Origin of the sequence: Anaeromyxobacter terrae (assembly GCF_022690685.1) — a bacterium.
Taxonomy (GTDB): Bacteria; Myxococcota; Myxococcia; order Myxococcales; family Anaeromyxobacteraceae; genus Anaeromyxobacter; species Anaeromyxobacter terrae.
This window is the reverse complement of record NZ_JALCYY010000019.1, coordinates 1-25,217: the sequence shown is the minus strand read 5'-3', so window position 1 is coordinate 25,217 and position 25,217 is coordinate 1. Positions and strand designations below refer to the sequence as shown.

20 protein-coding genes and 3 pseudogenes are annotated in these 25,217 nt (G+C 69.3%); 6 read left to right on the top strand and 17 right to left on the bottom strand.

Annotation, left to right across the window (positions count from 1 at the left end; genetic code table 11):
• Nucleotides 1-253: 253 nt before the first annotated feature.
• Together MNY62_RS10575 and MNY62_RS10570 are read left to right on the top strand one after the other, a co-directional pair.
• Nucleotides 254-1,438 carry a c-type cytochrome gene (locus tag MNY62_RS10575; RefSeq protein ID WP_242344121.1) on the top strand — a complete coding sequence of 395 codons (1,185 nt, stop codon included), beginning with the start codon at nt 254-256 and terminating at the stop codon, nt 1,436-1,438.
• 252 nt (nt 1,439-1,690) lie between these two features.
• Nucleotides 1,691-2,752 (top strand): ADP-ribosylglycohydrolase family protein, encoded by a 1,062-nt coding sequence (locus tag MNY62_RS10570; RefSeq protein WP_242344120.1) that lies wholly within the window; start codon nt 1,691-1,693, stop codon nt 2,750-2,752.
• Between the two features lie 27 nt (nt 2,753-2,779).
• Here the strand turns inward: MNY62_RS10570 and MNY62_RS10565 are convergent, their stop codons facing one another.
• Nucleotides 2,780-3,082 carry a WCX domain-containing protein gene (locus MNY62_RS10565; protein WP_242344119.1) on the bottom strand — a complete coding sequence of 101 codons (303 nt, stop codon included), beginning with the start codon at nt 3,080-3,082 and terminating at the stop codon, nt 2,780-2,782.
• Between the two features lie 39 nt (nt 3,083-3,121).
• Here MNY62_RS10565 and MNY62_RS10560 point away from each other — a divergent pair, with 39 nt between their 5' ends.
• Nucleotides 3,122-3,397 carry a hypothetical protein gene (locus MNY62_RS10560; RefSeq protein ID WP_242344118.1) on the top strand — a complete coding sequence of 92 codons (276 nt, stop codon included), beginning with the start codon at nt 3,122-3,124 and terminating at the stop codon, nt 3,395-3,397.
• Between the two features lie 41 nt (nt 3,398-3,438).
• Here MNY62_RS10560 and MNY62_RS10555 read toward each other — a convergent pair whose 3' ends face one another.
• From MNY62_RS10555 to MNY62_RS10540, 4 genes are all read right to left on the bottom strand, one after another.
• Complete coding sequence (locus MNY62_RS10555; RefSeq protein WP_242344117.1) at nt 3,439-3,798, bottom strand: hypothetical protein; 360 nt, start codon at nt 3,796-3,798, stop codon at nt 3,439-3,441.
• Nucleotides 3,762-4,898, bottom strand: coding sequence for a hypothetical protein (locus MNY62_RS10550; protein ID WP_242344116.1), 1,137 nt, complete (start codon nt 4,896-4,898; stop codon nt 3,762-3,764). The genes MNY62_RS10555 and MNY62_RS10550 overlap by 37 nt, the downstream gene beginning before the upstream one ends.
• 221 nt (nt 4,899-5,119) lie before the next feature.
• Entirely contained in the window at nt 5,120-7,132 is a 2,013-nt protein-coding gene (locus MNY62_RS10545; RefSeq protein WP_242344115.1) for an outer membrane protein assembly factor BamB family protein, read from the bottom strand.
• Between the two features lie 106 nt (nt 7,133-7,238).
• Complete coding sequence (locus tag MNY62_RS10540; RefSeq protein ID WP_242344114.1) at nt 7,239-7,421, bottom strand: hypothetical protein; 183 nt, start codon at nt 7,419-7,421, stop codon at nt 7,239-7,241.
• A 355-nt stretch (nt 7,422-7,776) separates the two neighbouring features.
• Here MNY62_RS10540 and MNY62_RS10535 point away from each other — a divergent pair, with 355 nt between their 5' ends.
• Nucleotides 7,777-9,864 carry a carboxypeptidase-like regulatory domain-containing protein gene (locus MNY62_RS10535; RefSeq protein ID WP_242344113.1) on the top strand — a complete coding sequence of 696 codons (2,088 nt, stop codon included), beginning with the start codon at nt 7,777-7,779 and terminating at the stop codon, nt 9,862-9,864.
• A gap of 187 nt (nt 9,865-10,051) precedes the next feature.
• Here the strand turns inward: MNY62_RS10535 and MNY62_RS10530 are convergent, their stop codons facing one another.
• From MNY62_RS10530 to MNY62_RS10495, 10 genes and pseudogenes are all read right to left on the bottom strand, one after another.
• Nucleotides 10,052-11,023 carry a WYL domain-containing protein gene (locus tag MNY62_RS10530; RefSeq protein ID WP_242344112.1) on the bottom strand — a complete coding sequence of 324 codons (972 nt, stop codon included), beginning with the start codon at nt 11,021-11,023 and terminating at the stop codon, nt 10,052-10,054.
• Entirely contained in the window at nt 11,020-12,564 is a 1,545-nt protein-coding gene (locus MNY62_RS10525; RefSeq protein WP_242344111.1) for a helix-turn-helix transcriptional regulator, read from the bottom strand. The genes MNY62_RS10530 and MNY62_RS10525 overlap by 4 nt, the downstream gene beginning before the upstream one ends.
• 3 nt (nt 12,565-12,567) lie before the next feature.
• On the bottom strand, nt 12,568-13,002 hold the full coding sequence (locus tag MNY62_RS10520; RefSeq protein ID WP_242344110.1) for a YbjN domain-containing protein: 435 nt from the start codon (nt 13,000-13,002) through the stop codon (nt 12,568-12,570).
• A gap of 71 nt (nt 13,003-13,073) precedes the next feature.
• The gene (locus MNY62_RS10515) at nt 13,074-13,583 is read right to left on the bottom strand and encodes a phosphatase domain-containing protein (protein WP_242344109.1); all 510 of its coding nucleotides are present in this window, start codon (nt 13,581-13,583) and stop codon (nt 13,074-13,076) included.
• Nucleotides 13,584-15,231: 1,648 nt separating this feature from the next.
• The gene (locus MNY62_RS10510; RefSeq protein WP_242344108.1) at nt 15,232-16,095 is read right to left on the bottom strand and encodes a hypothetical protein; all 864 of its coding nucleotides are present in this window, start codon (nt 16,093-16,095) and stop codon (nt 15,232-15,234) included.
• Nucleotides 16,096-16,146: 51 nt separating this feature from the next.
• A pseudogene (locus MNY62_RS25735) lies at nt 16,147-16,308 on the bottom strand (competence protein CoiA family protein); the annotation flags it as partial.
• Nucleotides 16,309-16,731: 423 nt separating this feature from the next.
• Nucleotides 16,732-19,824 carry a DUF3427 domain-containing protein gene (locus MNY62_RS10505; protein WP_242344107.1) on the bottom strand — a complete coding sequence of 1,031 codons (3,093 nt, stop codon included), beginning with the start codon at nt 19,822-19,824 and terminating at the stop codon, nt 16,732-16,734.
• An 844-nt stretch (nt 19,825-20,668) separates the two neighbouring features.
• Nucleotides 20,669-21,073, bottom strand: coding sequence for a hypothetical protein (locus MNY62_RS10500; RefSeq protein ID WP_242344106.1), 405 nt, complete (start codon nt 21,071-21,073; stop codon nt 20,669-20,671).
• Between the two features lie 12 nt (nt 21,074-21,085).
• Nucleotides 21,086-21,328: pseudogene (locus tag MNY62_RS25730) on the bottom strand (ImmA/IrrE family metallo-endopeptidase); the annotation flags it as partial.
• 46 nt (nt 21,329-21,374) lie between these two features.
• Nucleotides 21,375-22,433 carry a hypothetical protein gene (locus MNY62_RS10495; protein ID WP_242344105.1) on the bottom strand — a complete coding sequence of 353 codons (1,059 nt, stop codon included), beginning with the start codon at nt 22,431-22,433 and terminating at the stop codon, nt 21,375-21,377.
• A gap of 301 nt (nt 22,434-22,734) precedes the next feature.
• Between MNY62_RS10495 and MNY62_RS10490 the strand changes: the two genes are divergently transcribed.
• Nucleotides 22,735-23,484, top strand: a complete 750-nt coding sequence (locus MNY62_RS10490; protein WP_242344179.1) for a ParA family protein — start codon at nt 22,735-22,737, stop codon at nt 23,482-23,484.
• Entirely contained in the window at nt 23,477-24,487 is a 1,011-nt protein-coding gene (locus tag MNY62_RS10485) for a ParB/RepB/Spo0J family partition protein (protein WP_242344104.1), read from the top strand. Before MNY62_RS10490 ends, MNY62_RS10485 begins: the two co-directional genes overlap by 8 nt.
• A 448-nt stretch (nt 24,488-24,935) precedes the next feature.
• Here the strand turns inward: MNY62_RS10485 and MNY62_RS25560 are convergent, their stop codons facing one another.
• Nucleotides 24,936-25,067 carry a hypothetical protein gene (locus MNY62_RS25560; protein ID WP_279426413.1) on the bottom strand — a complete coding sequence of 44 codons (132 nt, stop codon included), beginning with the start codon at nt 25,065-25,067 and terminating at the stop codon, nt 24,936-24,938.
• A gap of 23 nt (nt 25,068-25,090) precedes the next feature.
• Nucleotides 25,091-25,217: pseudogene (locus MNY62_RS10480) on the bottom strand (IS630 family transposase); the annotation flags it as partial.

Genomic DNA, 25,217 nt, shown 5'->3' with positions numbered 1-25,217 from the left:
ACCGGGCTCGCAAGCGCCCGATAATCGGTTCACTCGCCGCGGGCACGCCTGGTGCTGACGTGACCCGTCCGATCGCACGCCCCCGGGGATCCGCCCCGGCGCGATGTGGTCAGGAGGCGAGGCCTCAGCACACGTCCCCACGCCGCGCCCGCCGCGTTCTCATCCGGACGCGGCGCGCGCGGCGCCCCCTTTCACGGCGCGGCGCGGGCTCCGCAGCGGAGGTCGCGCCGCCAAGATCGGAGACGCAATGCAGATGAACCGGATTCTCAACTCGCTCGCCGTCGGCGCGCTCGTCGCCGGGTTGACGACCAGTGGATGCGGTGACGGCAGCTCCCCGCCCGCCGCCGACGCGCAGGCCACCGCGGCCGTCCGCGCGGCCGCGAGGGAGCTGTCACCCGGGGTCGCGCCCGAGCGGGCGGTGAAGACGTTCATGGACGTCCTGAACGAGCTGCGCACGGTCCCGGCGCTGGCCCCGCTGTTCGAGAACTTCCGGGTCCCGAGGCCCGTGGCGATCGAGGGGAGCACCGGCGTCGTGCCGCTGCTCGGCGTCGTCAAGATCACCCGCGACCGCGAGGGGAACGTGACGATCACCAACCGCGAGACGGGCGGGGTGATCTTCTCGGCACCACTCACGGACCTCGCCTCCGGAGTGTTCCACGCGGAAAACCTTCCGGCGGCGGTGACTCCTCCGACGGCGTGCACGTATGCCTACTCGGACTGGAGCGCCTGCCAGCCGGACGGGACGCAGACGCGGACCGTGATCTCCTCCAGCCCCGATGGCTGTACGGGTACGCCCGTCCTCACGCAGTCGTGCACGTACGGCCAGCCCCCGGTGACGTGCTCGAGCTTCACCTACTCGGACTGGGACGCGTGCCAGCCCGACGGGACGCAGACGCGCACCGTGCTGACGTCCTCGCCCGAGGGCTGCACCGGCGGTAGCCCGGAACTCTCGCAGCCGTGCACCTACACTCCCCCGGCGACCTGCACGAGCTTCACCTACTCGGACTGGAGCGCCTGCCAGTCCGACGGGACGCAGACGCGCACGGTGCTGACGTCCTCGCCCGAGGGCTGCACCGGCGGTAGCCCGGTGCTCTCGCAGGCCTGCACGTACACGCCGCCCGCCGTCGAGTGCACCTCCTTCACCTACTCGGACTGGAGCGCCTGCCAGCCGGACGGCACGCAGACGCGCACCGTGCTCACCTCGTCGCCGGACGGCTGCACCGGCGGCACACCCATCGTCCAGCAGGCGTGCACGTACACGCCCCCGATCGACGGCGCCGCGCTGTACGGCCAGTCCTGCGCGAGCTGCCACGGGCCGCTCGAGACGAGCAACCTGAAGGGCAAGGGCATCACGGTCCAGCTGATCAAGGACCGCAACATGGCGTTCGGCCTGACGGACGAGCAGCTGCAGGCGATCGTCAGCGTGATCGGTCCGTAATCGGCGCGCAGCTCCGCGAGGCGGTCCGGGCGCTCCACGCGCGGCCCGGATCGCCCGCCTTCCGGCCCAACGACCGCTCGTGAATCGCCGTCAGCGGCAACGCCGCGAACCGTCGATACGCGAGCCGCGTGTCCGTGCCCGGCGTAGAACCAGACCGCATGGGCGGACCGAGCCGGGAGTCGTACCTCGCCGCGAAGAAGCGGCGCCAGGAGCGCCTCGACGCGTTGCGCACGGGGCTGGAGGGAGGGGTGCGTGCACGACACGAGAGGAACGAGGACGCGCGCCGCCTTCCGTGGGTGCCTGCTCGGCGGCGCCGTCGGCGACGCGCTCGGGGCGCCGGTCGAGTTCATGAAGCTCGCGGAGATCCGGGAGCGATTCGGTCGTGCGGGCGTTACGGGACTGGAGCCTGCGTACGGCCGGCGCGGCGCGATCACGGACGACACGCAGATGACGCTCTTCACCGCGGAGGCGCTCATCCGCGCCCTGCATCGCTTCGAAGGGCGCGGCATCGTGTCCATCTCCGACGTTGCGCGCGGCGCGTACCTGCGCTGGCTCTCGACGCAGGGCGAGCGGGCACGCACCTTCGGCGACCCCGGATGGCTCGTCGGCGTCCCCGAGCTCAACTCCCTCCGCGCGCCCGGAAACACCTGCCTGTCGGCCCTCCGGAGCGGCGGCAGCGGTACGCCCGAGCAGCCGGTCAACGACAGCAAGGGCTGCGGCGGGGTGATGCGAGTGGCGCCCGTCGGCCTCTCTCGGCTCCATGATCCATTCCGGACTGGGTCCGAGGTCGCGGCCCTGACGCACGGGCATCCCTCCGGCCACCTCGCGGCGGGGTACCTCGCGCTCGTCGTGAGCGAGGTGAGCCACGGCGCCGAGCTTCGCGACGCGTGCTACGGCGCCCTGGGCCCTCTTGCGAAGAAGCGGGGTCACGAGGAGACCACCGCGGCGGTGGAAGCCGCGCTCGAGCTCGCGACGGAGGCCGACCCATCGCCGGAGGCGGTCGAGTCACTCGGCGCGGGGTGGGTCGCCGAGGAGGCGCTCGCGATCGGGCTCTACGGCGCGCTCGTCGCGAAGGACTTCGCGCACGGGGTGCTGCTCGCGGTGAACCATGGCGGCGACAGCGACAGCACAGGGTCGATCGCTGGCAGCCTGCTCGGTCTCCTCGTCGGCGAGCGCGGGATCCCGGCAGAATGGCTCGAGGATCTCGAGCTCCGCGCCGTCATCACGACGGTGGCCGACGATCTCTGGAAACACTTCGGCCCCGAAGGGCAGGGCGACTGCGTCGACGACCTCGACCGCTACCCGCCCAACTAGCCGCTCGAGCTCGACCGCGCCGGAACGTCAGGCGTACAGCCGGTGCAGCGCCTCCACGCGCTCCCGCAGCTGCGCGACGACGTCCTCCGGCGCCTCTACGGTCGCCTCGCCGCCATATCCGAGCACCACGCCGAGCAGGAAGTTCCCGGGCGTCACCTTCGTCGTGACGCTGACGCTGCCGTCGTCGCTCGCCTTCGCGCGCGCCTCGTGCCGCTCGCGGGCGAGCCGCGCGGCGGTGTCCCGGTACCGGACGGTGACCTCGCGCTCGGCGCCCGACTGGAAGTAGAGGGTCTTCCCGTACCGCGCCAGCGGCGAGGGACGAGCTTTCATCCGAAGACTTACATCTCGCTGACTCACGCGGCCTCGCCCGTGGAGCTCCGCGTCGCGTTGACGAACGACGGCCGCGTCTGGCTGCCGTTCGGCGCGACGGGCATCGACGACCTCGGGTTCTTCGACCCGGCGCGCGGGACGTTCACGAACACGGGCCTGCACTTCTACGAGGGGCCATGGCTCGCCGCGAGCGGAAACGGCGAGCGGCTGATGGTCGACGGTCGGACCGGCCGCATGCACCTCGAGCGGACGCGGCCACGCTGTTCATCGCCGGCGGCGACGCGGTCATGGTCGTCCCCGTGCCCTCGACGCTGACCGCACCGTGACGGGCGCTCGCGCCCTTTGTTCATCCGTCGTCAGGGCGTGAACGCGCTCGCCCGCGCCGCGTCGACGAACGCCGGCACGCTCGACTCGTAGTACACGCCGTGCCCCACGGCGACCACCGCGCCGGCGCCGTTCGCGTCGGCGTCGGTGCCCTCGCCGGACCCGATCGCCGTCGCATCCTGCCAGCCGAGTGCGGGATCGTTCCGCCGCGCACGCATCCCGCCCGCCGTGAAGATCGCCCAGCCGTTCCCCGCGCCGTCCATCGCGGCGCAGGCCGCGGAGACGTCCGCGGCCGTCTCGAAGCGCTCCGCCGCGCCCCAGCCGCTCGTCGCGTCGTACCGCGCCGCCGCGCCGTTCACGATCGCCCCGTCCTGCGCGTCGGCCTGCCACACCGCGAACGCGCCGCCCGCGCCGCCACGGCGACCGACGGGAACGAGCGGTGGTCCACGCTCGAAGTGGACGCGTCCAGCACCGCGCGCGCCGACCACCCGCGCGCGGGGTCGAGGCGCGCCGCGGCGATACGGTTCTCGTCGAGCCGGTGCTCCTGCCAGATGGCGAACGCACGACCGACCCCGTCCATCACGATGGCCGGACGCTCGCAGCCCTCGTAGTCCAGCAGGTCGGCGCCGATTCGCTGCGGGGCGGACCAGGCGCTCCCGTCGAACCGGCGCGCCCAGACGTTCGGGTTCGGCGGACCCCCGCCGGACTGGTTCGGGTCGTACGGATTCGTGTGCTGCACCCAGACCACCGCGGCCGCGCCGTTCGCGGCCACCGCCACGTCGGCCGACGCGGCGTAGATCGTGCCGTCGCTCACGAGGAAGGGCGCGCTCGAGGCCGATCCGTCGAAGCGGCTCGCCCAGACCGCGTTCGCAGGCGAGGACGAGACGTTCCGCTGCTCCCAGGCGACGAGCGCCCGTCCCGCGCCGTCGATGCCGACGCGCGGCCGCGACGCGTACAGCTCGTGCGGCGCGCCCGGCGCGTCCGACAGCCGCACCGCCGCGGTCCAGGCGCCGTTCGTCCACCGCCGCGCCCACACCGTGCCGCTCGCGATTCCGCCGCCTTCGAGGTCGTGCGCGATCACCTCGAACGCGACCACCGCGGCGCCCGCGTCGTTCAGCGCCACGCGCGGCGCGACCGCACGCCCGGGCCCGTCGCTCACCTTCACCGGCGGCTCCCACGCCCCCGCGCGGCGCCAGGCGACCCAGGCGCTCCCGACCGCGACGTCGCTCGCGAACCAGCCGTCCTCCTCCCAGGCGGCGAGCGCGGTGCCCCCCTCGTTCAGGTCCACGTCCACCCCGTAGATGTCCGCGTCGCGGACGTCGCGCGGCGCGCCGAGCCCGACCTGCGTGCTCCAGCCGCTCGCGGGAGGGCCGCCTCCGGGACCGCCCCCCGGATCGCCGCCCGGATCGACGGGAGCGGCCTCGTCTCCGCCGGAGCAGGCGGCGAGGGCGCAGAGGAGCAGCGACGGAAGGATGGATCGCGCGGCGGGCATGCGCTCCTTCACAGCACGCCGCGCGCACGCACGCAACGGGACTTGGAGCGTCGCTGGCCGCGTCCCGCCACGTTTCCCTGTCCGTCTGCGCGCTTCCGGATCTGCGACGGCATGAAGAAGACGCCTTTCAGGTCCCCATCCGCGAGAGCACGTCGCCGGCGTCGTCGAGCGCGTGGAGTCGGACCAGACAGCACATGGCGTGCTGGACGCCGACCCGGGCGTCATCTGCTCCACACGCTCCGCAGGAAGAGCTCTCGGTCGCCGAGGAAGATGACGGCGTCATCGATGAAGTCGTGCGACGGCACCGGGACACCGGATGCCTCGAGCCGCGCGAGCCCGCGCTCCAGCGCCTCGTCGATCCGAGACGCCTCGGGCTCGACCTTCGGGGGCCACGGTATCGGCCGCGGGGAGAAGGTGGCGCGCGCTTCAACGGCAGGGGGACTTCCGGCGATGATCGCGGCCGTGGTCCCGTTGAAGTAGAGGACCCGGTCCGCGCATCGAGCGAAGAGTACGCGCCCGCCGCCGGGACCTGAGCAGGGCGGGTCGCCGGACAGGGAGAAGGCCCCATCGTCGACGAACGCGAAGCCGTCCTCCGCCCATGGCGCATCGAGGTCGAGCACGAGCCTGCCCGACGCGCGTTCGAGGGCGAGGACTCCACGTCGGTGCGCGACGAGGATGTACCGGTCGAGCTCGATGACGTCGGAGAAGCCGTGAGCTGCGCCGCTCGAGATCCGGCTCCCTGGCGAGCCCGACCCCTCGCACGGGTACGGCTCCTGGAGGCGGTGGGGGAGCTCTCGGCGCCAGAGGACCTTCTCCTCGAGCGCCTCCATGAAGCCGGGTGCGCCAGCCACCCGGCTCAAGGCGAGCGTGCGACACGTCACTCCGTTCACGCCGGGCCTTCTGTCCTGGATCGTCTCCACGAACACGTACGGATCGCTCGGTACCAACGTGCAAGCGCCCGCCGGCGCCGGATCGAACGCGGCGAGCTCGTCCCCGAGCGGCAGGATCACGCGCGGACGGGAATCGCGCGTCTTTCCCATCGCGAACCAGGACATCGAGTAGACGCGGCCCTGCCATTCCCGGCCGTGCCAGGCGTCGTCGCTGGAGGCCCGTCCCACCGCCGACAGGCACCAGCGCAGCTCGTGCGTCCGCCGATCGAACGTCAAGAGCCTGCCGTCGTGCTCCGTCAGCACGTGGACGGAGGCATCGTCGGCGAGGAGTCGGAGCACGCGGCCAAGCTCGAGCCGCCAGAGGATCCTGCCGGAGGGCACCTCCATGTGGACGGTGAAGCCTCCGGAGGTCGCCTGAGGCGCGTCGAGCGCCAGGACCACCGAGTCGCGACCGCCGGCGAGATGGCGCGCGCTCGCGCCCTCGGGGAGGAAGATCCTGGAGACCTGGACGCCCGTCGCCGCATCGAGGAGGCGGAGGCTCGGCCTGGGCGTCGCTCGGGAGGGCGACCGCGAGCCTTCGGCGGGAGGCGGCTCGCGAGGAGCGAGGGCCACTCGCGATCCTCCGCACGAGACGAGCGGGGCCGATGATCCTTCGACCGGAACGGCCCAGCGTCTCGACCCGCTCGACGGGTCGAGCGCCGCGAGACGGCCCACCGTCCACACGAGCACGAGGTCGCCACAGCCCTCGAGCCGGAACTCCTCTTCGCCGAACTCGGCGCGCGAGCGTACCGGGATGCTCTTGCGCCAGCGCTCCTCGCCGGTCGCGGGATCGAGCGCGAGGATCGATCCTCGGAAGCCCACGACATCGACGGCGCCGGCCTCGACGAGCTGGACGTGGTGCCCGGCCCCATCCTTCTGGATCGCGGGCAACGGCGTGCGCCAGAGCGGCTTCCCGCTCCGCAGGTCGACGGCGGCCACCGAGGTCCCCTTCACCCCGACGAGCGCGTTGCGGAGCACGGCCGTTTCGCCGTAGGGGTCGATGACGAAGCGCGCGCTGTCGGAGGCCCCGTGCGGCGACCCGACGAGGACGGCGAGCCGCTTTCCGGTGGCGAGATCGAAGGTCGCCGTGTCGCCGCCGTGCTGGCGCACCACGACCAGGTCGCCGACGACGTCGACCTTCACCTCTCCCTCGCGTCCGCCGAGCGGCGTCCGCCACGCGTGAGCCGGGCCGGCCTCCGGGGGCGGGGCGGGCGCCGGGCCGGCGGAACAAGCCGTTTGCGCGAGGATCAGCCCGACGCCGATGGCGAGGAGCTTCAGGACTCGTCTCTCGAGCCGCGTGAGCATGTGGGCACCTCGCTGCATGACGGGGTTGGGCCACCCACGGCGCGCCTGTACGTCGCCGCCCGCAGCGTCTCATGGTGAGCACCGCACCGCCATGGACGCGATCGAGCTACACTGTACGTGCGACCCATGTCTGGGGCGACGAGTACAAGCCGTCGATGCCGCGCGGGCCGTCCCCAAGCTCGAGCGCGCCGCCGCGCTGCGCCCCGAGGATCGCGCGATCCTGCAGCTCCTCGCGCGCGCTCATCGCGAGGCGGGAAACGCGGCGGAGGAGGACGAGCTGGAGCGGCATCTCGCTGAGCCTCTTGACCGCCGGTCGCCGTGACGCGGAAGCGGTGACGCGCGGAGGGGTCGGCGCGCTCGCCGGCGGGCGCCAGCGTGCCGCCTAGCATCAGGGGGTGCCTGTCCGGAACGTGCGCGCAGCGGCCTGCGCCGCCGACGCCGCGGGACCCACATCGGCGCTTCGCTCGGGTTAGGGCCGCTTGTCGGCGCCGGTCGGCCGTCGCCGCCAGGTAAGCGCAGTGGCGGCACGGATCGTGTACGTTGACGGAAAGTTCGTGGAATGATGCGCCGGCCGCGCGCGGCGGCGCCGTGAAGCATGCTCGCACCGAACGGTCGCGGCGAGCGACCCTGCCCGGGAGAACACCATGATGCCTCGGTCGAAGCGGTGGGTCGCCGCGCTCGCGACCGCGCTCGCCGTCGCCGGCTGCTCCGGCGGCGGCAGCAGCGGCGGGGGTGGCCCGGGGACGTTCACCATCTCCGGCACGATCTCCGGCGCGCCGGACGTCGCCGTGACGCTGGCGGGCGCGGCCGTGCGGGCCGCGACCACGGACGCGACGGGGCGGTTCGCGTTCGGCGGGCTGCAGCCCGGCACGTACACGGTGACGCCGATGAGCCCCGGCGCGACGTTCAGCCCGACCAGCCGCTCGATCACGCTGAGCACCGCCGACGTCGGCGGAGTCGACTTCACCATCAGCCGGACCTGCAACGACGGCTGGTGCTGGCGGAACCCATTGCCGGCGGGGAGCGATCTCACGGCCGTCTTCGGCACGGCCGCCGACGACGTCTGGGTGGTGGGAGCCCGCGCGACGACGCTGCACTGGGACGGCGCGGCCTGGTCGCTGATCCCGGGCCCGTCCGCCGGGGAAGAGCTGACCGGTGTCTGGGCGAGCGGCCGGAACGACGCGTGGGCGTCCACGCGCGGCGGTCAGCTGCTCCGCTGGAACGGGCACGCGTGGACGGCGGTCTGGGCGAACGCGTCGGGAGAGACGCCGCCCCTCACGGCCGTCTTCGGGAGCAGCCCGGACGACGTATGGACGGTGGGCCTCGGCGGCACGCTGCTGCACTGGAACGGCGCCACGGTCGCGAAGGTCGCGGGTCCAGTCGCCGCCGATCTTCTCGGCGTCTGGGGCCGCAGCGCCGACGACGTCTGGGCGGTCGGCGTGGAAGGCACGATCATCCGTTTCGACGGCAACGCCTGGTCGAGCGTCGCGAGCGGCACGACGAGCGAGCTCCGCGCGGTGTGGGGGAGCGGCCCGGACGACGTCTGGTTCGTCGGCAACTACGTGCGCCTGCACTGGGACGGCACCGCGCTCTCCGCGCCCGAATGGTGCCCGCCCGCGCAGGGCGTCTTCGGCAGCGGGCCGACCGACGTTTGGATGATCGGCGGCCCCGACATGGAGCACTGGGGTGGCGCTGAGTGGTCGAGCTTCGAAGACCCGACCATCAAGACGCTCTTCGGCGTCTGGGTGGCGTCGCCGCAGGACGCGTGGGCGGTCGGAGACGGCGGGGCGATGCTCCGCTGGGACGGGCAGCAGTGGACGAACGCGTCGACGGGGCCGCTCACGGATCTGCACTCCGTGTGGGGGAGCAGCGCGAACGACCTCTGGGCCGTGGGCTCCTCGCACAAGCTCCTGCACTGGGACGGCGGCGTCTGGTCGGAGGTGTTCGCCGGGCTGCCGGTCTACAACGCCGGCCTCCGCGCCGTGTGGGGGACCGGCGCGCAGGACGTCTGGGCCGTCGGGAGCCAGTACAGCTTCGCGGAGAACGTGGTGCTCCACTGGAACGGATCGTCCTGGTCGCCGACCCCGGTGCCGGAGGAGGTCCGCACGATGGACGCGTTCCTCGGTGCGCTGTGGGGTAGCGCTCCGGACGACGTCTGGGCGGTCGCGGACGCGAGCTATCGCGGCGGCCCCGCGGCGCCGTTCGTCGTCCACTGGAACGGCACGTCCTGGTCGACCGTGCCCATCCCGGCGCCCGTCTCGCTGCACGCGATCTGGGGCTCCGGCGCGGACGACGTGTGGGCGGTCGGCGAGGCGGGCAAGGTGCTGCACTACGACGGCGCGAGCTGGTCCGAGGTGACGGTGCCGACGACCGGCGCCGGAGATCTCCTCGCCGTCTGGGGAAGCGGACCGAACGACGTCTGGATCGCCGGCGACGAGGTGCTCCGGTGGGACGGGCAGGCGTGGTCTGCCGTCGACGCGTCCCTCCTCGCGGACCTCGGCGTGATCGACCCGGACGCGTACCCAGGAGACCGCGGCCCGCGCGCCGTCTGGGGACGCGGCCCCGACGATGTGTGGGTGGTCGGCACCGGCGCGGTGCTCCACTGGGACGGCGCCCGCTACACGTCGAGCCCGAACCCGTCGTCCTACTGGCTCAACGCCCTGTGGGGAATGCCGACGGGCGCGATGTGGGTCGTCGGCAACGGCGGCGCGATCCTGGAGCGGCCGCTGTGATCGAGCTTCGCTGAAGCTCGATGCGGTGACTCGAATTCGAGGGCCGCGGCTCGGGGCCAGCCTGGTCGGGCTAGGCCCGAGGGGGCGAGCGCCGCGGCATCGCGGCGCGGCGGCACGGCGGCCGTTATCGTGGGCTTCGCGCGCGGCGTTCTCGAATTAGCCGCTCGAGCTCGACCGCGCCGGAACGTCAGGCGTACAGCCGCTGCAGCGCGTCCACGCGCTCCCGCATCTGCGCGACGACGTCCTCGGGCGCCTCTACCGTCGCCTCGCCGCCGTACCCGAGCACCACGCCGAGCAGGAAGTTCCCGGGCGTCACCTTCGTCGTCACGCTGACGCTGCCGTCGTCGTTCGCCTTCGCGCGCGCCCCATACCGTTCGCTGGCGAGCCGCGCGGCGGTGTCCCGATACCGGACGGTGACCTCGCGCTCGGCGCCCGACTGGAAGTAGAGGCTCTTCCCGTACCGCGCCAGCGGCGGACCCTGGTGCTCGCCGAAGACGCGCGTGCCGAGCTCGACCGAGACGATCCGGTCGAGGCGGAAGAGGTGCTCTCCGCCCTTCGCGACGTGCCAGGCGGCGAGGTACCAGTGGCCCTCGCGGTGGAAGACGAGCCGCGGCTCCACGACGCGCTTCGCCGCCACGCCGTCTCCGACGGAGCGGTATTCGATCGTCGTCTCGACGCGCTTGTCGATCGCCTCTCGCAGCGCGCCGGCCCAGGGGCCGGGCGTGTCGAGCTGCAGGTCGAGGCCGGCGACGAGCCGGTCCGCCTCGGCGCGGAGGACGTCGGGGATCGCCTTGCGGAGCTTGCGCGCGGCCTCCTTCACGGGCCGCCCGCCGTCCTCCTCGAACGGCGCCAGCGCCGCGAGCAGGACCGCGCCCTCGGCGAGCGAGAAGGCCGGTGGCCTGCCGAAGCCGCTCGCGTAGGTGACGTGGACCTCGCCGTCCTCGATGTCGACGGCGATGACGTCCTCGGCCTCCTCGGGAGCGACCCATAGGTCCGAGAGGGCCTCGACATCGGCGATGACCTCCTTCTCGCTCCGCGCGCCGGTGAGCTCCACCGCCCGCGAGAGCGGCAGCCCCTTGCCGCTCCGCGCAGCCTTCGCTGCCGCGGGGAGCAGGAGGAGGAGCCGCCGGAGGCGGCGCAGATCGTAGGGACGGGTCACGGCGCCCTCCGCGTGACGCTCGCGTGCACTGCGGAGAGGATCTCCCGGGCCATGATCCGCCCCTCCTCCGGCGCGACGAGCTCGGCCTCGGGTCCCCACGCCAGGGCCTGCCGGACAAGGCCGCGGAGGTTCCGCACCTCGAGCCGGGCGAGGCGCGCGCCGTCGTCGGCGGTGGAGAGCTTCGCCGACGGCAACAGCTGCCGCGCGATGCGCGCCAGCGAGCCGCGGAAGCGGACCGTCGCCTCGACGGGCGGGTGCACGTCGTAATCCCAGATCTCCTGCCGCGACCAACGGTGAATGTCGAAGTCGCGCGGGATCTGGTAGTCGCCCTTCTTGCCGTCGCGGACGTTCAGCTTCAGGGCGCGCACGCGCGAGAGGTAGAAGATCCGGACGCTCTTCCGCAGGTGGCACCAGCCGACGAAGATCCACTCGCCGCGGCGGCGCGCCCAGCCGTAAACGTCCACCTCGCGCTCGACCACCTCGCCCGTGGACGGTCGCCAGTAAGAGATGGCGATCCGCTTCCGCCGCTCCCAGGCGTCCACGAGCCTGTCGAGGGTCTGCTGCTTCACCGGCTCGCCCTGGACGACGAGGTCCTGGGCCGCGGACGCGCGCGGCGGCAGGCCGCGAGCGCCCACCACGAGCTTGCGAACCGCGCTCTCCAGCTCGTCGCGGAGGGGATGGTCCGAGAAGCGGAGCGCGCCGACTGCCGCCGTCCAGACCGCCGCTGCCTCCTCCTGCGTGAGCTCGATGGGCGGCAGCAGTGAGGCGTGCGCGTCGATGGAGTAGCCCACCTGGCCCTCCTTCACGCTCAGCTCCTCCGTCTCGAGGTTGAACCCGAGCTCGCGCAGCGCGTCCTTGTCGCGCGACAGCTTCTTCTCGGCGCTGGCCGACTTGGGGTCACCGTAGTCGGCCGGAAATTCCGCGCAGATCTGCGCGCGGCTGACGGGCTCGGACTGCGACAGGATCCAGGAGGCGAGGCCGAGGAGGCGCGCCTCGGTGCTCGACTTCGCTTTGGGGCGGGAGGTCGGCATGGGCGACGCCGAGTGTATCGCACTGCCCGTATGGAGCGAGTCGGCGATCGCGGCCACGACGGCCGGGCGCGAGGTCCGCACACGGCACCGCCAGCCGCCGAGCGAGTCGCGCTCGACCCGGGCAGTCGGCAACAGCGCCGGCGCGATCCCGGCGAGGCGTCCGTCGATGCGGAGCACGAGCTCTCGCGGCGGGCCGAGGTCCGGGTCGAGCAGGTGTCGCGTAGAGAAGTCGAGCGCGTCGAAGCCGGCGGGCGGGGCGCCCGCGCGTCGAGGCGTCGGCTTTACGCGCCTTATGCGCGCGAGATCGAGCAGGCGCAGCGATTGCCGGTCCCGAGACCAGGTCGCCACGATCCACCTCGGCGGCTCGAACGCGAAGGCGACGACGTCCAGCGTCCGCTCGGTCACCGATCGCTCGGTGTCCACGAAGCGGACGCGCACAGCCCGCGAGCCCACCGCCGCGCGAGCGAGCGAGCGGAGCGATCGCGCCGCGCCCGGATCGAGGCGCGCCACGGGTCAGGCGTCCAGCCGGTCCGCGGGGCGTGCCGGCTCGAAGAACGCGCGCGCTGCGTCTCGGAGCGCGCCGATGGAGCGCTGGATGACGGGCAGGGTGGCGAGGTCGTCGAGGAACGCCTCCACGTGGAAGCGCACGCTGCGCTCGGCGGGGTGGACCGTGACCTTCACGGCCTTGTAGTCCGCGTTGAGGTCGTTCGCGCGGCTCACCGCCCCTGCCATGTCGGCGACGCCGTCCCCGAGCTCGTAGGCGAGCGCGAGGTGGAAGAACGATTCGTCGTCCTCATCCACGAAGAGGAGGAATACGGTCCCCTCGGACTTGAACCGGACGATCGAATGGCTGTTCTCGCTGCGGGTCGTCTTCGGGCGGTAGCCCTCCTCCGCGAGCAGGTCGAAGTGGCGCTTCGCAACCGGCGTCGTCGTCGCTCTTTTGGCCATGGTTTCCCCCGGGCTCGAGACCAGGAAATCATCCTCGAGCGACGGACATCTCCACGGGCGCGGAGCGAGGGTCACCTCGACAGCCACGCATCGCGGAAGCGGCCCACGAACGCGACCTGCGCAGGCGTCTCGAGCGCATCCGGGCGGGCGGCCCGGACGAGCTCGATCGCCCTGTCCGGCTCGATGTCGCGCGCCGTGAGGACGCAGGCGGCGATCGTGCCGGCACGCCCGAGACCGCCCATGCAGTGGACGACCACGGTATCGCCTGCCGCAATGTGCTCGAGGACCTCGCCCACGAGCGGGATCGGGTCCTCGGGAGAGCGCGGCGTCGAGACGTCGGCGATGGGGAACCAGAGCGACTTCATCCCGGTGCGTCGCGCCGACTGCCGGAGGGTCGGGATGCTCGCGCTCTTCATCTCGAACGCCTCGATGAGCGTCACGAGAACCTCCGTCCGGTCGCGCAGGCGCGCGAGGTCCTTCGCGAGGCTCCGGTCCCAGTTGGCGTAGACGCCGCGACCGCACTTGCCCGGGTAGGCGCGGCTCCCGTGGAACGCGTCGGCGTTCCCGACCCGGTCGGCCATCTTCCGCGCCGCGCTCGCGACCCGTCGTGGCCACGCGCGGCCATCGCCTCCTGGAACAGCTAGCATCCGGAAGGGCGGCTCGCGGAACGCGACGACGCTCTACCAGGACGAGGCGCTCGGAGACCTGCGCTCCATGGGGCAGAGGGGAAGACGACCGCGGCGCAGGACCGGATGGCAGATTCGTTCGGCGCCAGGCGCGAGTCGCCGAAGCGTACCGCGAGCGTGGGCCGTGGGCTCGCGCGGAGGCGGTCGAAGCGCTGGTGAGGTTGCGGCGGGGCCGGGGTGGGGGGACTGGCAGCCCGGCGCGTCGCGGGGGGCTGCGCGTCGGGCGCCAGTGTTGATGGTCGTTACGGGAGATCCACGTCACGCGCGAGCGCGTCCCAGTCCAATGACGCGGCGACGCGCTGGATCTCGCTCGGTAGCGGTTCAGTGAACGCGTCTTGCCAACACACCGGCGTGAGCTCCGACGCGACCACATCTTCGTCCAGAGGGGGCCGATGTGAGCCGCGCGACGCAGGCCATCCACGGTAGGCGCTCCCGCCGAAGACCCGGGCGCGAGCCTTCCGAGAGCGGCACGATGCCGGGCTCAGACACAACGACTGGCTCGCCGTACCGTCGCGGTGCGAGCGCGACGACCTTGTCGCGCTGCATCGCGTTCGCCTCAGGGAAGAGCCCGTCTCCCAGGATCCCGAAAGTCGACGGCAGCGCCGAGAACTGCGTCACGGACAGCATACGTCCGCTGGGGAGGTGAATCGGAAAGAGGCGGTCGAGCCACGGGCCGGTGCGTATCTGGTTCGAAGCGTCTTTGAGCACGCGGTGACCTCCATTGCGTGATGATACTGCCGTGAGTCCCATCGGCGTCCGAGGCCGATCGGGAATGTGCGGGCAGGTGGGGAGCTACGGGCGGATGCTCGAGGAGTTCGCTGTGGCGGAACCCCGCACCGTCCGTCGCATGCGTCGCATGCGCGTGTCCGCCGGTGGTGCGTCTGCCTTAGAGTCAACCACCACGAGCCGTCCGTCGCGCCCGAGGAGGTCCAGATACCCCTGCACCAGCTTGCCGTCTGCGGCGAGCGCGACCGGCTACTCGAGCTGCCGGTCCGGACCGGGCGCGCCGGGTTACATTCGCCAAGAGCACTTCAGCAGTCGTGGTTTAGGACCGAGATGACGGGTCAAGCGCCGGTTCCTGCTACGCACAGCAAATCAAACGCAGCCCACGACGGGTGGCGCAGGATGTAGCGATGTCGTCCTTGGCGAAAAGGAAGCCTATGGCCGCCTGGCCTTCGGATTCGTAGTCCTCATTGACCACGCGTGCAGGCGTGCGCGAAGACTACGGATGCGAAGGATTCACAATAGTTACGGCGGCAATGTCGACCACAGAAGGCAACCGGACTCGCACGAAATCGACACGGTTCACGGCAAGATTCCGTCAAAATCCTCGGATGGTGAAGTAGCCGTGGTCGGCGACTCCAGGCGTCGGTCAAGCACACGCCCTCGAGAGGGCGCACGCCCGTAGGCTTCGCCAAACGAGGACTGGGCATGGGCCTCACAGATCAAGCGTACCTGCAAAGTTGGACATCGGTGCAGCTTGTTCGGGACACCGTACTCGCCCCCCGTTCGTCGTCTGCAAGACCGGATCAAGCCCATCACACTACATCCTCGGCCTGCGACCTATGGGCGGCATCACTAGCCGCACTCGTACGGTCCGTACGGCACGGAGATCCCGGTCCACAACGCCCCCGTCCGCGGGGCGTTTGACCCACTTTCCATCTCGCCATTCCCCCCCTACTAAGGTTCCGTTCCAATCTCGTATCGATACCGAGACGGTGCTCCGTGGTTGGAAGTAGCGGCAGAACTCGCGGCTGTCCCGGAGGCGCGCCTCCACCACCGTGATTGCCTGCTGCATCGATTCGGACCGCCACGCGTAAATCGGCCACCAGCGGTATGCGGGGCCCGTGATTTCCGCGAGATACTCGCCAGGAGCCAGAGGAAACGGACACCATCCGGCGCGAATACGGATCGTCTCGACCCGCCTTGCTTCCTCCTCTGCAGCCTCCCGTTTGCGCCTTGCTCCTTCTTCAGCAGCCTCTCGCTTGCGCCTTTCTTCGTCTTCCCCAGCCCTCTTCTTGCGCCTTGCCTCCTCTTCCTTCCTGAGAAGGTAGTCGGTTCCTGCGTGGTCACATCGCAGAGGTCGAAGGCCATCTCTGTGCGGGACCCACCGCAGCGGCGAAGCGAGAACCTGGGCTGCCGCGAGTTCGATCCAAGGAATCGAAAGACCCTCCGCCTTCTCCTTGGTCACCGCGTGCGTATGGAGCACCTCAAGAGCGCAGAGAGGTCGCTGGGCGTCGTCCAAGAGTAGAACGTCCGCGCGAAAGCCATCCACCGTTCCCTCTACTCGAGCGTCCTTGACTTTATCGGGCAATGGCTGAGGAACTACCTTGCCGCATTCGGGACAGCGACGATGGATGACCGGTCGCTTCCCCGGCTCTGACAGGGATGCCAGAACGAGCTTCACCAGGAGGTACTTCGCGGCCGCATGCTCAATGCTCTCCTGAGAACACCGACCCTCATCGATATGAGCGAAGTGGCGAACCCGCTTCTCCCCGGCGCGAAGAATCAGGCGACTGCCACAGGCTGAATTCGGGCACCGAATGCCCTCGCTTGACGAAACGTCGTCAGGGGTAACAAGCTGCCCGTTCGCGTCGAGCGCCCATGGAACGCTGAGCAAATCTGGCCTCCGCAAGTCGAATGTTACCGAATGCCAAGGGAGCGCGAGGGGCTACTCATCGCCCAGAGGACGAGATGTTCCGGGCGGCTGGGAGTTCCGGCGTCGGTCGCTTCATGGGACACGGCGAGCACCCTCCCCAGTGCCGCAAGGATACAGTAGGGGACTGACGCTGCGCTGGGTGTACCCGGCCGCCCCAACTACAGGAATACCTCGATCACGGGGCCGATCCCTTCGCTGTCGGAATCACAACTGACGAGCGGCTTCGGAGACTACGGAGACACGGGCCGGTGCGGCAGACTGGTGATGAGACGTATGAGGCCGGTAATCATCGGATCGTGCTTATTGGCGGAAAGATGGTCTACTGCCAGTAGAATAGGGGTCTGTGGAGCCGGGCGATCGGTGTGACGGTCCACAGTTTCCGGCTCAAGACGCAATGCGTCCCACCCGGACGAGCTCCGGCGGCATGGGATTCGCCAGGTCCCACTCGATGGTGATCGGCCTCTCACCCTCTACACGTACCGGCTGGACCGGGCCGAGATAACGGAAGGCCATCGTCACGCCGGGTCGGGCGTCTGCACGCTCGCGGACGAACAGCAAGGGCGTGCATCCCTCGCTCTGCGGACTCAGGTGGCGGCGTCCCTGTTTCGACGCCTGGGTCGTACCCGCCTTCGATTGCCAGTGGAAACGCCGGTCGGAGAGCGGGAAATCCCGGTAGCGGAGGTGCTCCTTCTGCGCGGCGCTCTTCTCGAGAGTGACTAGGAGCATGTCGAAACGGCCGTCCGCCACCGGCTCGACGCCGGTGTAGAAGTCCCGAAACGTGCCGGCCTCGGTGCGACGCTCGAACGCGGCGCTGAGCTCGACGCCGAGGTAGCGGGCGTGCAGGACGAGCGGGTTCGCCGGCTCGAGGCGGAGATCAGGCGCGAGCACCGCGTTCTCGCGGGCGAGGACCGGGATTAGCGCCGCGACTTCTTCGCGGAGGAGTTCGTGACGGGTCCACGCGTTCCAGGCGTCGTTCCTGTTTGCGGCTAGCTCCCGCCCGTATAGGACCGCGAACAGCATATCCTGCGCGCGCTCCTCGAGCGCAACCTGCGGTCGCTCGAGGCGGAGGATCTTCTTCCACGTCTCCAGCCGGAGCCCGTCGCCGACGTGGGTCAGCTTGCAGATGTTCTCGAGCGCCTCACCTTCACCTGCCGCGAGCGGGCGGTCCTCCAGCCCGACGCTACGGCGCAGCTCGGTCCAGGAGCGCTTCTGCCTGTATATGACGTCCAGGCCGACCTCGGTCTCGAGAACGAAATCGTCGAGGGAAAGCCCCGAGTGCGCCGGCTCGCGAAGGAGCGCCCGGAGCTCATCGATGGTGTCCGGAATGGATCGCTCGAGCTGCTCAAGGACGTACGTGCGCGCGATCTCGTCGAGGTGGAGGTGACAGCCCGCCGGGAGCTTTGCAAACCCGCGCTCAAGACCCTCGCGAAGTTCCCGCGGTGTCTTCCCGAGCATGCGGCGGAAGCGCTGATCGAAGCGGAATCCGTCATGCTGGCGACCGGTCAGATCGAAGACGACGAGCTCGGCCTTGTTGCGCGCGAGGCGGAGCCCGCGGCCGAGCTGTTGCAGGAACACCGTCGAGCTCTCCGTCGGACGGAAGAAGAAGAGCGTGTTGACGTTCGGGACGTCGACCCCCTCGTTGTAGATGTCGACGACGCAGAGGACCTGGATCTTGCCGAGGTTGAGGTCGCTCCTGGCCTGGCGCCGTTCCAACGCCGGTGTCTCGCCTGTGAGCACCTGTGCGCGGAAGCCTCGTCTTGCGAACTGTTCCGCGACGATCTCGGCGTGCCGGATGCTGGCGCAGAAGGCGATCGCCCGAAGCTGCTCCGGGCGAGCGACGTACTCGGCGACCGCCTTTACGGCGCGGTGCACGAACAGCTCGGCGGCCCCGATGAGCTTTCCGGCGAGCTCGTCGGATGCGTACCGTCCAGCGGCCCAGCCCACGTCCCGGAGGTCCACGCCCTCAACTTCGAGCATGTAGTAGCGGAACGGCACGAGAGCCTGCGGGATGGCGTTCCAGATCCGGAGATTGCCGATCCAGGGCCGCGGGAAGAGATGGTCGTAGTCGAGGCCGTCGGCGCGCTCGGGAGTCCCGGTGAGGCCGAGGACCTCGGCGCGGTCGCCTACCTTCGCCAGGAACGACTCCCACTTAAACGCCGGCGAGTGGTGCGCCTCGTCGATGACGATCATGTCGAACCGCTTCGGATCGAGCCGGTCGTCACGGAGGGAGTCGATGGACGCGAAGACGTGATGGCCGATGGTGGGCTCCTGCCCCTGGTACAGGAGCTCACCGAACTCCGAGGACTGAAGAGCGGCGCGATACAGCGCTCGGGCCTGCTCTAGGATCTCGCGGCGGTGCGCGACGAACAGGAGCGTGTCGACCGTGCCCGCTTGGCGCAGCGCCACGTAGTCGAGGGCGGCCATCACGGTCTTGCCCGTACCGGTGGCGGCCACCAGGAGGTTACGGCGACGTCCGAGGGCGCGCGCGGCGGCGAGCTCCTCGAGGACGGGCTTCTGGAACGGCTTGGCCTCGAGCTCGATCAGCGCGTCGAGTCCGGGATCTCGGTCGGCGGCGGCGAGGCTTCGCGCGAGCCGTTTCCGGTGCGCCTCCTTCCCGGCTTCGAAGGGCTCGAACAGCGCCTGGTCAGCCCAGTACTGCTCGAAGGTCTCCGCCATTTGAGCCAGCAGCACCGGCTGGTCGCCTTCGGTGACGCGGACGTTCCACTCGAGGCCGTCGGTCTGCGCGGCGTGGGAGAGGTTCGAGCTGCCGACGTACGCGGTCGAGACGCCGCTCTCCCGGTGGAACACCCAGGCCTTCGCATGGAGGCGCGTGGTTTGGTCGTCGTAGGAGACCCGGATCGCCGAGTTCGGTAGCGCAGCGAACCGCTCGATGGCCCGAGCATCCGACGCGCCCATATACGTCGTCGTGAGAACGCGAAGTGGCCGCCCACGGGAGATGCAGTGGCGCTCGATAGCCGAGCGGAGCTTCTCGAACCCGCTCAGCTTCACAAATGCGCACAGTAGGTCGATGCGGTCAGCGCTCTCGAACTCGCTTCGGAGGTGGTCCAGCAGCGACTCGCCCTCGGCGTTGACGATGAGGTTCGAAGTGTGCAGGGACCCGCGCGGGAAGGAGGGCAGGGCGGCCGGCTTCGGAACGATCCCAAGGAGCCGCTCCGGCCGAAGCTGAACTTCGCCGTGCTTGAAGACGCGGGGCGCATGCCGGGCCAGGGTCCCGAGGACGTCCTCGGCCAGCTTGAGCGCTTTCGCGGATTCACCACCGAGCTCGTCCAGTGTGAGGTCGAGCGCGTCGCGGAGGAGCGCCGCAAGGGGCGGCGCCACGTCCGCGGACTTCTCGATATGCTTACGCTCGATCGCGAAGGTGGAACCGTCCAGCTGCTGCAGCTGCGCCTCGACTGCACCGGTAATGACCTCGTCGTAGATCCCAGGCGCGAGCCTGGAGCGGCGGAACGTGCCCATGCGAGCACGTTACTCGAGGAGCGGACACCAGAATATCGATGTGCGCGAAGTGGCGGTCGGTGCGGTCATCGCGTCGTCCCTTGGGGCGGCCCGAAGAGCCAGTCCGAGAGGCTGGCGATGTCCGGAACGGGTGCAAAAGCAGAGCGGGGAATCTGTCGAGTCGCTCTACGAAGGGTCTTCACTCCTTGCGCGTTGGCCTTCACGTGCCGGGCCATTCGGTAGCCGTCGAGCGGCGGCATCGGCCCACCGGGCGGGCCGCCCAGGACTAGGAAGCTCATGCCGACTCGGTGGCCGGGAGCTCTTCGACTAATACCAGACGACACAGCCGGACGGACCGCGGTGTCTGGAAGAACGGGAAGTGGGTTCGTCCGCTCAAGCTCGTCATCGCGCGCAAGCCCCGCGAGCGAGCGTCGTTAACGGCCCGCTGATCCATCGCGGAGCAGGGCTTCGGGCTTGTTTACGCTTTCGAGCTGATGGTGAAGGAACAGCAACGCACCAGCGCCAGCGGTGCTCGAACCCTACGCGCGGAGGTGGTCGCAGTTCAGGCTGCGAAGCCCGCCTTCCTGCCGTGGGCGCCATACGAGCGGGTCGACAAGGACCGCCTCTGCCTCCAGCTCGACCCAAGGAATCATGAACCGTGCTGCCTTGGGTTCATCGACTTCGTGTTCGTCGCGGAGTGTCAGGGCATCGTCCGCCGCGCGAGATCGATGTGGATCTTCTGGCCGCGAGCGGCACCACCGGCGACCGTGCTCTTCAGCTGGATCTGCCCGTGCCCGCCGCGTCGGCGTCCTCGGCGCCAGATCCAGGCTCCTTGGCCAGCCCTGGACTCGCATGGAAGCTCCCGTCAACTGGCCGGCCTCGTCAGGCTGGCGATGAAGTCCCTGTCGGCGACCGTCAGGTCCTCGGCGCATCCCTTCGCTTCCCACACGATGGCCGCGACTTGTGCGCGTTCGCAGTAATTCGCCACAGAGGAGTTCACCTCGGCTTCAAACGCCTCTCCTGTGGGCACCTTCAGCGCTTCCACAATTTGATAGCCGAAGCACCACGCGCGAAGTTCCTCAGAAACGATCGCGTGTCTCTCCGCTTCGGAGAGGGGGTTCGGCCGCCGCGACAACGCACTCTTGAGCGCGTTGTCGTACGCCGGTGCGTAGGTGGCCGACTCACGTGAAGTTGCCAGGACCTCCGGCGAGTTCCGGATATCTGACGCGAGCGAACTCTGCCACTTCGTGAACTCGACTACTGCTCGCATATACGTGGCGTCACGTCGCCCGGTTGAATGCGACCAGAAGTGACCCAGCTCGTGACATAGAGTGAACAGCGTGTCTCGAGGACTCCGGCCTGTCCGGATGTATATGAGCGCCGTGAGCTGGCGCGGATCGCGACTGGGTACGAACTCGCCCGGATGACCGAACGGTCGGTTGATTACGCGAAGGAGTCGCCAGCCATTGAGAGCGGTGGAAGGGGCGCGTTCCCTCAGGAGAGCGAGCGAAGCCTCGAAAGTCATGGGCGGCGTACTCCTCGACTGAATCGTCGCAGGGGCCTCGCGCACATCAGTCGTCCTTCGTCATCCGATGGTGGCAGTAGGAACACAGTCCATCGAAGTCTTGCTCCTCGACGGACAACGAATTCCCGCACAAGTTGCAGTTCTCGTAGCTGCGTCCCTCGCCGCACACCAGGCAGACGTCCGAGGCGACCACAAAGGTCTCGGAGCAGCAGTTGGGGCACACTGCCAGCGGCGGCTCGTCGCCATCCTTGGCCGCCTCGTACGCGTCGCCCGCATACTCGCCCTCAAGGGCCTTCTCCAAGACGCCTGGGAGCTCCGACCGAGCGCCGCAGGCTCGGCAGACAAAGGCTAGGTCGGCGTACTCGGTTCCGATCGCCTGTATCAACTCCGAACTGCATTCCGGACAGCATCGCCAGACCCTGAGCGTTTCCTGTGCCTCGTCAGGTACACCGATCACGCGGTCGATGGACTTTCGACACTCGTCTTCCAGTGCCTTGAAGGTCTCGGCTTGGGCCAGCATCTCCGCCCATGTTTTCTCAGAGAGCTCGTGGGCTGGCTCAAGCCCAAGCTGCTCCAGAATCCTCACAACAACCACGAACGTGTTCGCGATCGCCTCCTGCATCGTTGTGTGGGGATGCACGGATCGATGGTGCTCCACATCGTTCCGCAGGTCTCGCAACCGGAAGATTCGTTGCCATTCGACGTTGAATCCCAGGGGCTCGAGCCGCTCCCTGATATCTTCCAGGTCGACGGTCGACTTGCCCTTCCCGACGAACACAACCGCTCCGCCCAAGGGCTTCGGAACTAACTTCTTGAAGATCAGCGCACCATCGGTTCCGGGCGGCGAGAGTTGGCGGAGATTCTCCTTCAGCAGAAGCAGCACGCCGGCACAGAGGTTCCGAAGCGCCGAAGACACGCGCTGTGGTCGACCTTCTGTGAAATCTTCGATCCCGTTCTCGATGGCCTCGATCGCGTTTGCGAGAAGCGGATCCTTGGGCTGCTGAGGACGTGTAGCCATTCTCTTTTCGCGGTGGTTTGAGTGACGGACCGGCGCCGCGTACCACTGCGCCGTGCTGGCGGCTCCCTGCCGTGGCGCGAGCAGCAAGCGTAGCCTACTGCGGGCGGAGGGGGTGGCGCTGCTCGTCGTCGGCTCTGACCAGGGCTGAGCCCCCCGCTCTCACAGCCGTGGCCAGTTAGGATGCCAAGCCAGTCGGCGGGACACCGTGGCAACGAGCGCGACGTCACCGGTGACGTCGACGAGCAGCGCTCAGCAGCGGCTGCCCGAGAACCACGTAGATGCGTGTTGACATCCATGTAGCGTCCTATACGCTGACATGTAGGTGCATAGCCTACATGGAGGTGCGGGGATGGCTGAGCAGCGAAGGGCAGTGAGGGCAGCGGTCGTGATGCCGAAGGGCGGCGTCGGTAAGACAGCGACGGCAGCGGCGCTCGCGTGGGGTCTTCGCGAGCACAAGAAGCGCACGTTGGTAGTCGACCTGGATCCGCAGATGGCCGACCTGAGCCTGGTGCTCGGGGTCGACAAGCTGCGCGTTAGCTACACGTCGCGAGAGTTGATGCTGCACCCGGAGCGCGAGTTCGCGCCGGTGAAAATCGACGAGTACCTCGACCTCGTGCCGGCCGACCCAGACCCGGTGCTCACGGAGATGCGGCTTGGGAAAGAGACGATGGTGAGCGGCCCCGTGAAGCTGCGGCGCGCCCTCGACAAGGTGGAGGACCGCTACGAGTTCATCCTCTGCGACTGCCGACCGGGTGGCGGGGCGGTGATGGCTAACACGCTGGTCGCGTGCGAGCACATCATCGCGCCCGTCCAACTCACGCGATTCGCGGCGAGCTGCATCGTGGAGCTCAGCACGATCCTGGAGGAGGTGTTCGACGGGCAGGCGCGACCGCTCATCCGGTACCTGCCAACGTTCTGGACCAGCGACAAGGAGTCGGAGGAAGCGCTTGCCTTCGTGGAGGACAAGTGCCGCGGCGCCCTGTACGAGACGCGCATCCCGCGCGCCGTCGCGATCGCGCGCTCGATGGCCGAGGCCGCATCTCTGTTCGATGCGCGATTCAAAGACTCGAAGGGACCCGAGGCGTATCGGGTCTTCGTGCACGAGTTCCTTGCTCGGACGGAGGCGATCCATGTCTGAGGTCGCTCGAGTGTCCGCGGCGCAGCTCACGGATCGCGGAACGCAGGCCGACGCCGGGACAGCGACGCCCAAACCGCGGCTGTCGCTGAATCAGATCTTCGGCGGAACGGGGAAGGAGATATTCGAGGTCCCCATCGAGCTTGTTCGCCGCGACGAGTCTCAGGCGCGCGAAGAGTTCGACAAGGGACGTCTCGAGGAGCTCGCGGCCAGCATCCGGCAGGAGGGGATCATCGAGCCGCTCGAGCTGCGGCCGGACGCGAGCCAGGACGGGCACTTCGTCATCATCTGGGGCGAGCGGCGCTGGCGGGCGGCACAGCTCGCGGGGCTCGCCACCGTTCCCGCGCTCATCAACCGCGAGCCCAAGCACGTTCGGCGCCGGCAGCTCTACGAGAACGTGATGCGGGCGGACCTCAACACCGTCGAGCTCGCGCGAATCGTCGCGCAGACGATGGAGGAGGACGGGCGCGACAGCAAGGGAATGGCCGAGCAGCTTCACTGGCCGCTCCGGAAGGTCCAGCGCCTCGTCGAGATTCACGAAGCGCCGGCCGTGGTGAAGACGGCGATGATCAAGGGAGTCGTCGTGGATGGTGAGCGGCGGATTCTCTCGAGTCGACACGCGCTCGACATCATCCGCGCGTACCGCCACTACGTGCGAGGCGACGACACGGAGGGGAAGGAGAAGGCGCTCGTCAAGCTCGAGAAGCTCATCTCGCGCGTCCTCGCAGACGACTGGTCAGCGAAGAAGCTCCAAGCGTACGTTAGTGCTCTCGCGCGGCCCGAAGGTGAAGCGGCAGCGTCTCCCGAGCTGGCCCGAGGGAGCGATGGCGCGAAAGGCGGAGCGGAGGGAGCCGCTGGCGCCGTGGCTCCAGTCTTCGAGCTGTCGGACCAGACCTTCGTGATCGATCTCGCACAGGCGCGCAATGGTGCGCTCGACTCCGCGACGCGCGAAGAGCTCGTGGGATGCCTGCGGCGCCTTCTCGCGGAGTTCGACATCTCGGAGTAGCACCCAGCCATTCACACGGGTTGACGGTTCGACGCGGCCTCGGCAAACAAAGCCGAGGCCGCGCTCGTTCAGAGTCGCACGGAGGGGTGAGCAGGACCGCTCAGGCCGAATCGCGCACGAACCACGTGGCCCCCCAGGACGGACGGCGCCGTACAACGAGGCTCCCTAGGCACATTCCTGGGCTCGCATCGACTCGGCAACAAACTCGTCGGCCGACGCGCTGAGTTCCATCTCGCCACGCTTCCCACCGAGGTGAAACTCGCGCCTTTCTCGGCCGAAGCTGCTTGGCCCCATGTGCCACTCACCGTTGTAGAAGCGGCAGAAGTAGTTGCGGCCGAACCGGATGGCTGAACGGTGTACTCGGCGAGCTGCTCGGGCTCGAGGACATCCTCGTAGGCGGGCGCGGTCACCTTCACCACGTACGACGTCTCGATCTCAGTCACCCGCTTCAGGGCTTCCCTTTGTGACGGACAGGCTCGAGCCGGTACTCGAGGCCGAGCGGTTGGGCCTTCGTAGCCAGGGACGGGAAGAAGACGTTGTAGTAGCCCTCGCTCTCGAGGAACTGGATGAATCGGTCCATCCTCTCCCGCTGTTCGTTCTAGCCTAGTGTCCTGAGTCAGAAGTCCGCCGGCAGAAACGCGCAACGCTGGCGAGGATCTCGTCGGCGGACTTGGTCCATACGAAGGGCTTGGGCTGGTCGTTCGTGATGGCGATGTAGCTCTCGATCGCC